Annotated in this window: 10 protein-coding genes; 6 read left to right on the top strand and 4 right to left on the bottom strand. The window is 76.1% G+C overall.

Annotated elements, in window-relative coordinates; translation table 11 throughout:
- Positions 1-32: 32 nt before the first annotated feature.
- The 3 genes from GY42_RS05685 (at position 33) to GY42_RS05675 (ending at position 4889) form a co-directional block, all read left to right on the top strand.
- Entirely contained in the window at positions 33-2345 is a 2313-nt protein-coding gene (locus tag GY42_RS05685; RefSeq protein WP_236686721.1) for an MMPL family transporter, read from the top strand.
- 10 nt (positions 2346-2355) lie between these two features.
- Positions 2356-3402, top strand: a complete 1047-nt coding sequence (locus tag GY42_RS05680; protein ID WP_046530603.1) for a Gfo/Idh/MocA family protein — start codon at positions 2356-2358, stop codon at positions 3400-3402.
- An 80-nt stretch (positions 3403-3482) separates the two neighbouring features.
- On the top strand, positions 3483-4889 hold the full coding sequence (locus tag GY42_RS05675) for a hypothetical protein (RefSeq protein ID WP_152667221.1): 1407 nt from the start codon (positions 3483-3485) through the stop codon (positions 4887-4889).
- On the opposite strand, the gene GY42_RS05670 is transcribed toward GY42_RS05675, so the two are convergent.
- The 3 genes from GY42_RS05670 to lpdA all read right to left on the bottom strand — a co-directional run bounded on the left by GY42_RS05670 (position 4861) and on the right by lpdA (position 9133).
- The gene (locus GY42_RS05670) at positions 4861-5778 is read right to left on the bottom strand and encodes a TIGR01777 family oxidoreductase (protein WP_046528587.1); all 918 of its coding nucleotides are present in this window, start codon (positions 5776-5778) and stop codon (positions 4861-4863) included. The two genes, GY42_RS05675 and GY42_RS05670, sit on opposite strands and share 29 nt — an antisense overlap.
- A gap of 136 nt (positions 5779-5914) precedes the next feature.
- Positions 5915-7723 (bottom strand): 2-oxoglutarate dehydrogenase, E2 component, dihydrolipoamide succinyltransferase, encoded by a 1809-nt coding sequence (sucB, locus tag GY42_RS05665; RefSeq protein ID WP_046528586.1) that lies wholly within the window; start codon positions 7721-7723, stop codon positions 5915-5917.
- Between the two features lie 27 nt (positions 7724-7750).
- Entirely contained in the window at positions 7751-9133 is a 1383-nt protein-coding gene (lpdA, locus tag GY42_RS05660; RefSeq protein ID WP_046528585.1) for a dihydrolipoyl dehydrogenase, read from the bottom strand.
- Positions 9134-9331: 198 nt separating this feature from the next.
- On the opposite strand from lpdA, the gene GY42_RS05655 reads away from it, so the two are divergent.
- On the top strand, positions 9332-9679 hold the full coding sequence (locus tag GY42_RS05655; protein WP_046528584.1) for a hypothetical protein: 348 nt from the start codon (positions 9332-9334) through the stop codon (positions 9677-9679).
- 46 nt (positions 9680-9725) lie between these two features.
- Here GY42_RS05655 and GY42_RS05650 read toward each other — a convergent pair whose 3' ends face one another.
- Entirely contained in the window at positions 9726-11207 is a 1482-nt protein-coding gene (locus GY42_RS05650; protein WP_046530602.1) for a leucyl aminopeptidase, read from the bottom strand.
- A 145-nt stretch (positions 11208-11352) separates the two neighbouring features.
- Here GY42_RS05650 and GY42_RS05645 point away from each other — a divergent pair, with 145 nt between their 5' ends.
- Both GY42_RS05645 and GY42_RS05640 read left to right on the top strand, forming a co-directional pair.
- On the top strand, positions 11353-11712 hold the full coding sequence (locus GY42_RS05645) for a hypothetical protein (protein ID WP_046528583.1): 360 nt from the start codon (positions 11353-11355) through the stop codon (positions 11710-11712).
- Positions 11709-12158, top strand: coding sequence for a hypothetical protein (locus GY42_RS05640; RefSeq protein ID WP_082131367.1), 450 nt, complete (start codon positions 11709-11711; stop codon positions 12156-12158). Before GY42_RS05645 ends, GY42_RS05640 begins: the two co-directional genes overlap by 4 nt.
- Position 12159 lies beyond the last annotated feature (1 nt).

The following is a 12159-nucleotide window of genomic DNA, read 5'->3' as shown; positions in this document are numbered from 1 at the left end:
CGAGGCGTCGCCGCGGCGTCATGATGCTCAGCATGCTGAGGAATCCCGTGGCGCGCGCGGTCGCCGTCGCCGTCGTGCTCGTCGTCTGGCTCGGTCTCGGTTCCGTGGGCGGCATGGCCCAAGGACGCCTCTCCCAGGTCCAGACGAACGACGCGGCGGCGTTCCTGCCGTCGTCGGCGCAGTCCACCCGCGCGGCCGAGGCCGCACGCGACTTCGTCGACACGCAGACCCTACCCGCGCTCGTCGTGCTCGCCCCGGCGGACGGCTCCGACGTCACCGACGCCCAGCTCCAGGCCGTCGCGCGGTTCGCCGAGCAGGTCCCGGCCCTGCCCGTCGACGGCGGCACGTGGGCCGACCACCTCACCGGACCCGTGGTGCCGGTGCCGTCGCAGGACGGCGCAGCGATCCTCGTGCCAGTCCCGCTCGACGGACAGGCCGCCGAGCAGCTCGTCGACGACGAGTCCCTCACGAACCTGCTCGTCGGCGACCTGCGGACCGCGCTCGCGGACGACCTCGGCGCGACCCCCACCACCGCCGGCGACGTCGGCCTGCACGCGTGGGTCACGGGACCCGCCGGCTTCGTCTCCGACCTCGGCACCGCGTTCGCCGGCATCGACGGCCTGCTCCTGCTCGTCGCGCTCGGCGCGGTCCTGCTCATCCTCGTGGTCGTCTACCGGTCCCCGTTCCTGCCGTTCGTCGTCATCCTCACGGCCGTGTTCGCGCTCGCGCTCGCCGGGCTGGTGGTCTACGAGCTCGCCGACGCGGGCGTGCTCGTCCTCAACGGCCAGGCGCAGGGCATCCTGTCGATCCTCGTCGTCGGCGCCGCCGTCGACTACTCGCTCCTGCTCGTCGCGCGCTACCGCGAGGAGCTGCGGCACGCCGAGCACCCGGCGGACGCGATGCGCGTCGCGTGGCGCCAGACGCTCGAGCCCGTCGCCGCCAGCGCGGGGACCGTCGTCGCGGGGCTGCTGTGCCTCCTGCTGTCCGACCTCGCGTCCAACCGCAGCCTCGGCCCCGTGGCCGCGATCGGCATCGGCGCCGCCCTGCTCGCCGCGCTCACGTTCCTGCCCGCGATGCTCCTCGTCGCCGGTCGTCGTTCGCGCGCGCTGTTCTGGCCCCGCGCGCCCCGGCCCGCCGCGGCGACGACCACCGCCGCCACGCACGGCGAGCACGCGGCCACGGTGCCGCCCGCCGCCGCCGACCCCTCCGACGGCAACGGCCTGTGGGCGCGCTGGGCGCGGTTCGTCGCGCGCCGCGCCCGTCCCGTGTGGCTCGTCAGCGCCGCCGTGCTGCTGGTCGCGGCCGCGTTCGTCCCGACGTTCCGCGCGTCCGGCACGAGCCAGACCGACGTGTTCCTCACCCCCGTCGACTCGGTCGCGGGCGAGGAGGTGCTCGCCGAGCACTTCCCCGCGGGAGCCGTGCAGCCCGCGGTCGTGATCGTCGCGCAGGACGAGCTCGACGCCGTCGTCGCCGCGGCGCAGGACGTCGACGGCGTCGCGTCCGCCACGCCCTACACGGGCTCCACCGGCGCACCCGCCGGCGCCGCCCCCGGCGGCCCCGGTGCCGCCCCGGCCGACCCCGTCGTCGTCGACGGCCGGGTCCGCGTCGACGTGGCCACCGAGGCGCCGTCCGACAGCCAGGAGGCGGTCGACACCGTCGCCGACCTGCGCGACGCGGTCGTCACGGTCGCCCCCGACGCGCTCGTCGGCGGCCCCGCCGCCGAGACGCTCGACACCCAGGTCGCCGGTGCGCGCGACCTGCGGGTCATCGTCCCGGTCGTCCTCACGGTGATCCTGCTGATCCTCATGCTGCTGCTGCGCTCGGTGGCCGCCGGGCTGCTGCTCATGGGGGCCAACGTGCTGTCGTTCGCGGCCGCGATCGGGGTCTCGGCGCTCGTGTTCGACCACGTGCTCGACCTGCCCGACGCGGACCCCGTCGTCCCGCTCTACGGGTTCGTGTTCCTCGTCGCGCTCGGCGTCGACTACTCGATCTTCCTCATGACGCGCGTCCGGGAGGAGTCCGCCGCGGTCGGAACCCGCGCCGGCGTGGTGCGCGGCCTCGCGGTCACGGGCGGCGTCATCACGTCCGCCGGCCTCGTGCTCGCCACGACGTTCGCGGCGCTGTCGGTGATCCCGCTGCTGTTCATGGCGCAGCTCGCGTTCATCGTCGCGTTCGGCGTGCTGCTCGACACGTTCGTCGTGCGCAGCCTGCTGGTGCCGGGGCTCGTGCACGACCTCGGGGCGCGCACCTGGTGGCCGTCGGCGCTCGCACGACGTCCCGAGCACGGCGTCCACGCGGCGACCGCGCGGACCGCGGCGGACGAGGAGCCCGCGCACCGCTCGTAGAGTGGCGGGCATGGAGCCGCTGCGCATCGGACTGGTCGGGTACGGCGGCGCGGGGCGCGGCATCCACGCGCGCCTCGCGCGCGCGACGGGCCAGCGCGTCGTGGCCGTGGTGACGCGGAACCGCGGCGAGCAGGTCGTGGCCGACTGGCCCGGCGCGCACGTCGTCCCCGACGTCGAGGCGCTCCTCGCGCTGCGCGACGAGCTGGACCTCGTCGTCGTCGCGAGCCCGACGGGCGACCACGCGGCGCACGTCCGCGCCGCGCTCGACGCGGACGTCGCGGTGCTGGTCGACAAGCCGCTGGCCACCACGCGCGTGCAGGCCGCGGCGCTCGTGCGGCTCGCGCAGGAGCGCGGCGGGCGGCTCACGGTGTTCCAGAACCGTCGCTGGGACCCCGAGCAGCTCACGCTGCGCGCGCTGCTCGACGCCGGCGAGCTCGGTCGCGTGCACCGGTTCGAACGGCGCTGGGAGCGGTACCGCCCCGAGCCGCAGCACCGCTGGAAGGAGCAGGACGCGGTCGCGGGCGGCCTGCTGCTCGACCTCGGCGCGCACCTCGTCGACTCGGCGGTGCAGCTGTTCGGCCCCGTGCGCCGCGTGCACGCCGAGCTGCGCGCGCTGACGACGCCCGCGCTCGACGACGTGTTCCTCGCGCTCGAGCACGCGGCGGACGCCGACGGCCACCACGTCGTGTCCCACCTGTGGGCCGGCGGGCTCGTCGGCGCGCCCGGGCCGCGCACCCGCGTGCTGGGGGAGCGCGGTGCGTACCTCGTGACGAGCTTCGAGGGCGAGCCGACGCCGTTCGCCGTGCTCGACGACGCGCTCGACGCGCAGCGCGGCCCCGACGAGCCGGCGCACGAGGGCTGGCTGGTGCGCGGCGCCGAGCGCACCCCCGTGCCTCGCGCGCCCGGCGGCCACGAGGACGTGTACCGCGCGGTCCAGGCGTGGCTGCGCGCCGACGGCCCCGTGCCCGTCGACCCCGCCGACGCCGTGGCCACCGCGCGCGTGCTCGACGCCGCGCGCGTCGCCGCCGAGACCGGGGTGCCGCAGCTCCTGGGCTGACCCGCCGCGCGCCCGCCGCCGTGCCGGGGCCTGTGGACGACGCGCACGCGCTGCCAGGCACCGCGTGTTGGATGACGGCCGTGCCCACGGTCCCGCCCCCCGACGACGTCCTCCGGCTGCTGCACGCGCTCGGTGCGCGGCCCGCGTCCCCGGTCGGCACCGACGGGTCCTGGTGGATCGCGCGGCCCCTCGACGACGCGGACGAGCGCTGGCTCGAGGTCCAGGTCCTCGACGCACCCGCGGACGCGACCCTCGCGACGCGCGCCGCGGCGCTCCTGGCGCTCGACCACCCGCACCTCGCGCGCGTCCACGCGGTCGAGCCGCTCGCACCGGGTCGCGTCGCGGTGGTCTGCGAGCACGTGCCCGGCCCCACCGTCGCCGCCGTCCGGGCGGCGCGCCCGCCGCTCGCGGACGGCGAGGTCGTGACGCTCGCGGTGCCGGTCGCGCAGGCGCTCGCGGCGCTGCACGCCGCCGGCCTCGCGCACGGGGCGGTCGGCGCCGACCGGGTGGTCGTGCGGCCGGGCGGCATGCCCGTCCTGGTCGACCTGCGCGGCGCGCTGCGCGGCGACGGCAGCCCGACCGGTGACGTGCACCGGCTCCTCGCGACGCTGCTGGGGCTCATGGCGCCCCTCGACGCGCACCTCGCCGCGGGGCTCGACGGCACGCTGCGGCTGCGCGACGCGCTCGAGCGTCTGCTGCGCACGAACGCCGCGGCGGGCGACGTCGTCGACGCCGCCTTCGCGTGCGCGGATGCCGAGCCCGTCCTCGTGCCCGACCCGGACGTGCTCGCCGGTGCGCAGGTCGCGCTCGCGCACGGCCGCACGTCCGCGCCGCGCGAGGCCGCGGGGGACCCGGTGCCCGCGCGGCGGTCGCGGCGCGCCCGACCGGTGCGCCGGCGTCGCCCGGGCACGGTCGGCGCGGTCGTGGCGGTGGTCGTGGCGCTGCTGGGCGGCGGCGCCTGGGGCGTGCACGCCGTCACGGGTGACGACGCCGCCCCCGCCGCCGCCGCCACGGTCCCGCCGCGGTCGTCGGGCGTCGCCGACGGCACCCGCGCCACGACGGCGAAGGACGACCGCGGCTTCGAGGCGGTGCGGGACCCCGAGGACCCCGCGGCCGCGGCCGCCGCGCTGACGCGGCTGCGGGCCGACGCGCTCGCGGCGGCCGACGCGGCCGCGCTCGCCGACCTGTCCGTGCCCGGCTCGCCGGCGGCCGCCGCGGACGCCGCGGTCGTCGCGGCGCTCGCGGGCGCCCGCAGCGAGGGACTGGTCGCCGACGTGGCGGCCGTCGCCGCCACGGGACGCACGCCCGACGGGGACGCGACCGTCGACGTGACGTCCGGCCTCGGCCCGCACGTGCGCGTGACGCCCCGGGGCGAGCGCGCCGACGTGCCCGCCGTCCCGTCGCGCATCGTGGAGCTGGTGCTCCGGTGGGCGGACGGCCGGTGGCGCGTGCTCGACGTCAGGGAGCCGGGCGGCGCGCCGTCCTGAGCCAGCGGGCGACGTCGTGCGGCGTCGTGTGCCGGGCCACGAAGCCGCTCGCGCGCAGGGCTGCCGGGTCCGCGCGCACCGAGCCGAGCACCTCGGAGGAGAAGTCCCGCAGCGCGAGCCGGAGCGCCGCAGCGGGCACCGGGACGGTGAGGTGCGCACCCCAGGCACGGCGCAGTGCCGCGAGCAGCTCCGCGTGCCGGTCCGCCGAGGCCACGAGGTTCGCCGGTCCGTGCACGTCGGCGGTGAGCAGGTGCTCGATCGCGCGCACCTCGTCCAGCAGGCTGATCCAGCTCCAGAACTGCCGCCCCGAGCCCAGCCGCGTCGCGACACCGGCACGCAGGGGGAGCAGCAGCGGTGCGGCCGCGCCACCGTGGGGGCTCAGGACGATGCCGGTGCGCAGCAGCGCGACACGCACGTCGGCGTCCCGCGCGGGGGCCGTCGCGGCCTCCCAGCGGCGGACGACGCCCGCGAAGAACGTGTCGCCGAGCGGCTCGGTCTCGGTGAGCACCGTGTCGCCGCGGTCGCCGTACGCGCCGATGCCCGAGGCCTGCAGCAGCACGCGCGGTGCCGGCGTCGCGTCGTCGCCCGCGAGCCCGGCGAGCGTGCGCGACAGCAGTCCGGCGGTCCGCACGCGCGAGTCCACGACGGCGCGCTTGCGTGCCGCCGTGAGGGGCCGCGACGCGACGTTGACGCCCGCGAGGTCCACGACCGCGTCGGCCGCGCGCACCGCCGCCACGTCGACGCGCCCGGCGTCGGGGTCCCAGCCGGCCTCGCCGGGCGCGCGCGGTGCGCGCCGGACCAGGCGCACGACGTCGTGCCCGGCCTCGGTCAGATGGCGGACCAGGGCCGTCCCCACGAGGCCGGACGACCCGGCGACCAGCACGCGCATGCCGCCACCCTAGTGACGCGCGGGGCGCGCGGCGCGGCGACCGTGACGCGGCCGGGCGGGCGAGCGCCTGCGGGGTCCCGGACGCGGCGAGGGCCGCCCACCGGACGGTGGACGGCCCTCGCGGTGGTGCGTCGTGTCAGAGACCGACCTCGGACTCGAACGCGCCCTCCTCGAGGCGGTTCTTGACCGCCATGAGGTAGCGCGACGCGTCCGCGCCGTCGACCAGCCGGTGGTCGTACGACAGGCACAGGTAGCACATCGACCGGATGGCGATGACCTCCTCGCCGTCGGGGCCCTTGACGACCACGGGACGCTTGACGATCGTGCCCGTGCCGAGGATCGCCGACGTGCCGCCGGGAACGATCGGCGTGTCGATGATCGCACCGCCCGAGCCGGTGTTGGTGACCGTGAAGGTCGCACCCGACAGCTCGTCCGGCGTGACCTTGTTGGACCGGGTGCGACCCGCGAGGTCGTTGATCTTGCGGGCGATGCCGGCGAGGTTGAGGTCGCCCGCGTCGCGGATGACCGGCACGAGCAGGCCGCGCTCGGTGTCGACCGCGATGCCGACGTTCTCCTGGCCGTGGTACGTGATCGTCTTGTCCTCGAGCACCCCGTTGATCTTCGGGTACGTCTTGAGGGCCTCGACGGCGGCCTGGACGAAGAACGGCAGGAACGTGAGGTTGACGCCCTCGCGCGCCTTGAAGTCGTCCTTGGCGCGCGCCCGGAGCTTCGCGATCTTCGTGACGTCGACCTCGACCACGGTGGTGAGCTGCGCCTGCGTGTGCAGGGCCTCGACCATGCGCTCGGCGATGATCTGACGCAGCCGGCTCGCCTTCTCGGTCGTGCCGCGCAGCGGCGACACGGCCGGGGGTGCCGCCGGCTTCGACGCCGCGGGGGCGGCGGCCGGGGCGGCGGCGGGCGGCGCCTCGGCGGCCTTGCGGGCCTCCTCGGCCTTGGCGGCGGCCTCGAGCACGTCCTCCTTGCGGATGCGCCCGCCCACGCCGGTGCCGGTCAGCGTGCTGACGTCGACGCCCTTCTCGGCCGCGAGCTTGCGGACCAGCGGCGTGAGGTACGACCCGGCGGCGGCCGGCGCGGCGGGCGCCGCCGGAGCCGTCGGCTGCTGCCGGGCGGCCTCCTGCGCGGCCGGCGTCGTGCCGGCGGACTGCGCCGACTCGGTCTCGGGCGCGGGTGCCTCGTACCCGGCGGGCTGCGAGGACGCCTGCGGTGCGGGCTCCTGCTGCGCGGCGGGCTTCTCGGCGGGCTTCTCGGGCGCGGCCGGGGCCTGCGCGGCGGGCGCCGCGGCACCCGAGCCGACGATCGCCAGCACGGCGCCGACCTCGACGGTCTCGTCCTCGCCGACCTTGATCTCCTGGAGCGTGCCCGCGACGGGCGAGGGGATCTCGGTGTCGACCTTGTCGGTCGAGATCTCGAGCAGGGGCTCGTCGACCTCGACCTGGTCGCCCACGGCCTTGAGCCAGCGCGTGACGGTGCCCTCGGTGACGGACTCGCCCAGCGCGGGCAGCGTCACCTCCTGGCCGTCGCCCGACGGCGCCGAGGCCTCGGCCGGGGCCGGGGCGTCCTCGTGCTGCTCGGGGGCCTGCTGGGCCGACTGCTCGGCCGCCGGCTCCTCGGCGGGCGCCTGCTGCGCGGGCGCCTCGGCCTGCGCGGGCTCCTGCTCGGGGGCGTCCCCGGCGGAGTCGCCGCCCTCGCCCGAGCCGATCACGGCCAGGGTCGCGCCGACCTCGACCGTCTCGTCCTCCTCGACGAGGATCTTCTCGAGCACGCCTGCGACGGGCGAGGGGATCTCGGTGTCGACCTTGTCGGTCGAGATCTCGAGCAGGGGCTCGTCGACCTCGACACGGTCGCCGACCTGCTTGAGCCAACGGGTGACGGTGCCCTCGGTGACCGACTCACCGAGCGCGGGAAGCTGCACGTTCTCGGACATGACCGCTCGTGTCTCCTTCGATCCAGGTCAGTTGTGGGCGTGCAGCGGCTTGCCGGCGAGCGCCAGGAAGGCCTCGCCGAGCGCCTCGTTCTGCGTGGGGTGGGCGTGGACCAGCTGGGCCACGTCCTCGGGGTACGCCTCCCAGTTGACGATGAGCTGGCCCTCGCCGATGAGCTCGCCGACGCGCGCACCGATCATGTGCACGCCGACGACCGGCCCGTCCTTCTTGCGGACGAGCTTGATGAAGCCCTGCGTCGCGAGGATCTGGCTCTTGCCGTTGCCGCCGAGGTTGTACTCGAGGACCTCGACGTTCTCGTCGCCGTACAGCTCCTTGGCGCGCTTCTCCGTGACGCCGACCGACCCGACCTCGGGGTCGGAGTACGTCACGCGCGGGATGCCGGACTCGTCGATCGTCGGGGGGTTGAGGCCCGCGATCTCCTCGGCGACGAAGATGCCCTGCTGGAACCCGCGGTGCGCGAGCTGCAGGCCGGGGACGATGTCGCCGACGGCGTAGATGTTGGCGACGCCCGTGTGCAGGCGCTCGTTCGTGATGACGAAGCCGCGGTCGAGCGTGAGGCCCTGCTCCTCGTAGCCCAGGCCCGACGTGCTGGGGCCGCGGCCGACCGCGACGAGCAGGACGTCGGCGTCGAACGTCTTGCCGTCCTCGAGCGTGACGTGCACGCCGTTGTCGTCCTGCGTGACGCCCTGGAACCGGACACCCAGGTTGAAGCCGATGCCGCGCTTGCGGAACGCGCGCTCGAAGGCCTTGGAGATCGCCTCGTCCTCGTTGGGCACGAGGTGGGGGAGCGCCTCGACGATCGTGACGTCCGTGCCGAACGACTTCCAGACGCTCGCGAACTCGGAGCCGATGACGCCGCCGCCGAGGATGATCGCCGAGCGCGGGATCCAGTCGAGCGTGAGCGCCTGGTCGGACGTGATGACCCGGCCGCCGATCTCCAGCCCGGGCAGCGAGCGGGCGTACGACCCGGTGCCGAGCACGATGTGCTCACCCGTGAGCGTGCGGTCGCCGACCTGGACCGTGTGCGGGCCGGTGAGCGTGCCCCAGCCCTCGACGACCTCGATCTTGCGGGACTTGATGAGCCCCTGGAGCCCCTTGTAGAGGCGGCCGATCACGTTGTCCTTGTACTGGTTCACGCCGCCCATGTCGACGCGCTCGAGCGTCGTGTGCACACCGAAGTGCGCACCCTCGCGGGCGTTGTCGGCGAGCTCGGCCGCGTGCAGCAGGGCCTTGGTCGGGATGCACCCGCGGTGGAGGCACGTGCCGCCCACCTTGTCGGCCTCGACGAGGGCCACGGTCTTGCCGAGCTCGGCGGCGCGCAGCGCGGCCGCGTAGCCGCCGCTACCTCCGCCCAGGACGACGATGTCGAAAGCGGTGCCGTTGTCGGCCACGTGCGCACTCCTCGCAGGTCGGGATGGGCTGCCGCCCCATCTTGTCATCCCGTCCCCGTCGCGACGAACCGACTAGCACGTCCGGCGGTGTGAGTCCCGCGACAGTCGTCCCATGTCCTGCGCGAGGCGTGTGCCGCGCCGCTCCGGGCCCCCGCGGACGTCCAGCGGACGTCCAGGTCTCGTCGGTACCCTCGCGGGATGGGTCTGTTCTCCCGTCGTCGACCTCAGCCCACGGACGCGCCCGCGGGACGCGAGGCGCGCGCCGAGACGCTCGCCTACCTGCGGGACTTCGTGACCACGCGCGTCGGTGTCGAGGCGTACGTCGAGCCGCGCACCAACGTCACGCCCACGACGCTCATGCTCGTCGCGACCGACGGCGAGTGGACGCGACGCAAGGTCCCGGACGACCGGGCCGCGGCCGCGCTCGCGCGCGAGCTCCAGATCCCCGTGTACGACGTGCAGCGCACGGGCTACCCGCAGCGCGTGCGGGACTGGAACGCGCGCCAGCGCGTCGAGCGCCGGCGTCGCGCGGCCGAGCGCGCCTGACGCGCCCGGCCGCCGCGCCGCCGACGAGTGTGTGCGGCGACGTCCGTCAGGACGCGCGCTGCTCCAGCAGCCGCAGCAGCGTCCGGACGCCGACACCCGTGCCGCCGACGGGCGTGTAGCCGAAGGCCGACCGCTCGTTGAACGCGGGGCCGGCCACGTCGAGGTGCGCCCACGGCGTCGACCCGACGAACTCCTGCAGGAAGATGCCGGCGGTCAGCATGCCGCCGAACCGGTCGCCGATGTTCGCCAGGTCCGCGACCTTCGACTTCAGGCCCGCGCGCAGGTCCGCCGGCAGCGGCATCGGCCAGAACTGCTCGCCCGCGCCGTGCGCCGCGTCGACCAGCTCGGCGCGCGCCGCGTCGGTGCCCATGACCGCCGAGACGCGGTGGCCCAGCGCGACCATCTGCGCGCCGGTGAGGGTCGCGATGTCGACGACCAGGTCGGGCTTCTCCTCGACGGCCGCGACCAGGCCGTCGGCCATGACGAGCCGGCCCTCGGCGTCGGTGTTGAGCACCTCGACCGTCTTGCCGCCGCGGATCGTGATGACGTCCGACGGGCGCTGCGCGGTGCCCGACGGCATGTTCTCGGCCAGGCACAGCCAGCCGGTGACGGCCACGGGGAGCCCGAGCTGCGCGGCCGCGACGACCGTGTGCAGCACGGCTGCCGCACCCGCCATGTCGGACTTCATGGCCTCCATGCCGGCCGCCGGCTTGATCGAGATGCCGCCCGAGTCGAACGTGATGCCCTTGCCGACGAGCGCGACGTGGCCCGTCGCGCGCGACGGCGCGTAGGCGACCTTCACCAGGCGCGGCGGGCGCGCCGAGCCCTGGCCGACGCCCATGATCCCGCCGTACCCGCCCGCGAGGAGCGCCTTCTCGTCGAGCACCGTGACCTTGAGGCCCTTGGCGCCGGACGCCTTGACGGCGGCCTTGGCGGCGTCGGCGAACGCCGCGGGGTACAGGTCGTTGGGTGCCGTGTTCACGAGGTCGCGCGTCGCGTGGACCGCGGCGGCGAGCACCTCGGCGCGCGCGAGCGCGGCCTTGGCGGCCTTGTCCCGCACGCGGGGCGTGACGACCTCGACGCGCGCGACCGGCGCGTCCTGCTCGTGGTAGCGGGCGAAGCCGTACGCGCCCAGCAGCGCACCCTCGGCGACCGCCCCGACCGCGGCGGCGTCGGGCGTCGGCAGCGCGAGCGCCACCGACGCGAGGCCCGCGAGCTCACGGGTCGCGGCTCCGGCCGCGCGGCGCAGCGCCTCGGCGCCCTCGGGGGTCGCGGCGTCCACGGTCGCGTCGCCCAGGCCGGTGAGCACGAGCGTCGCGGCCGTCAGCCCCGTCCCCGGCAGCCGGCGCACCTCGTCGGCCGCACCGGTGACGCCCAGGCGCGTCCCGTCCTGCGTGATCTGCCGCGCGAGCTCCGCGGGCAGCCAGTCGGCGTCGACGGGGATGACGGACGTGCCCTGCGGGCGGACGGCGACGACGACCGCCTCGACGTCGAGCCGGGCGGGGTCGGTGGAGGTCAGCGAGATCACGCGTCGATGGTAGCCGCGCCGCGCGGGCCCGCCGGGGGACCGGCGGCGACCGTGCGTCGCCGAGGCGCGCGACCCGGCCGCCACCGCGCCGCGGCGACGGACGTCACGGGGCCGGGCGGGTCCCCGCCCGGTAGGTTGTCGCCCCGTGGTGATCCCCCTCGCCGTCGTCGTGGCGGTGCTCTGCCTCGCGCTGGCCGGCTGGGCGACGTGGTTCGTCGTCGCCGACCGCGCGGTCGTCCTGCGCCAGCTCTGGGGCGCCGCCGTGGTCGAGGGCGTCCTCGTGCTCCAGGCGGTCGTGCTCGGGGTCGTCCAGGCCACCGGCTCGCAGGACGTCGACGGCGTGCTGCTGTGGGGCTACGTCGTCACCCAGCTCGTGATCCTGCCCGTCGCGGCCGCGTGGGCGTTCGCCGAGCGCACCCGCTGGAGCTCGGTCGTGCTGCTCGTCGCCGCGCTCACCGTCGCCTTCCTCGAGCTCCGGCTGCTGCAGATCTGGGGGACCGCGTGACCCGACCGCCCGCACCCGCCGCACCGGCGCACCGCCCCACGGGGTCGGGCGCCGGCCGGCTGCTCGTCGCCGTGTACGGCGTGCTCGCGCTCGCCGCGACCGCGCGCGGCCTCTACCAGGTGACCACCAAGCTCGACGAGGCACCGGTGGCGTACGTGCTGTCGCTCGTCGCGGGCGTCGTCTACGTGGTCGCGACGCTCGCGCTCGCGGCCGACCGCCGCCGGCTCGCGTGGGCGACCGTCGCGTTCGAGCTCGTCGGCGTGCTGGTCGTGGGGCTGCTGTCGATCGTCGACGTCGGCGACTTCCCCGACGAGACCGTCTGGTCGCGCTTCGGCGCCGGGTACGGGTACGTGCCGCTCGTGCTGCCGTTCGTCGGGCTGTGGTGGCTGCGCCGCACGGGCCGCACGGACGTCCCGGCGTCCGCCGGGCCGCCCGCCGTAGGGTGAC

This window comes from Cellulomonas sp. FA1 (assembly GCF_000986825.1).
Lineage (GTDB): Bacteria > Actinomycetota > Actinomycetes > Actinomycetales > Cellulomonadaceae > Cellulomonas > Cellulomonas iranensis.
This window is presented reverse-complemented; position numbering and strand designations above follow the sequence as displayed.

Bases quoted from the DNA above. Each gene is read 5' to 3' on its own strand.
- GY42_RS05685 (WP_236686721.1), top strand. From the start codon at position 33: ATGCTGAGGAATCCCGTGGCGCGCGCGGTCGCCGTCGCCGTCGTGCTC.
- GY42_RS05680 (WP_046530603.1), top strand. From the start codon at position 2,356: ATGGAGCCGCTGCGCATCGGACTGGTCGGGTACGGCGGCGCGGGGCGC.
- GY42_RS05670 (WP_046528587.1), bottom strand. From the start codon at position 5,778: ATGCGCGTGCTGGTCGCCGGGTCGTCCGGCCTCGTGGGGACGGCCCTG.
- sucB (WP_046528586.1), bottom strand. From the start codon at position 7,723: ATGTCCGAGAACGTGCAGCTTCCCGCGCTCGGTGAGTCGGTCACCGAG.
- GY42_RS05655 (WP_046528584.1), top strand. From the start codon at position 9,332: ATGGGTCTGTTCTCCCGTCGTCGACCTCAGCCCACGGACGCGCCCGCG.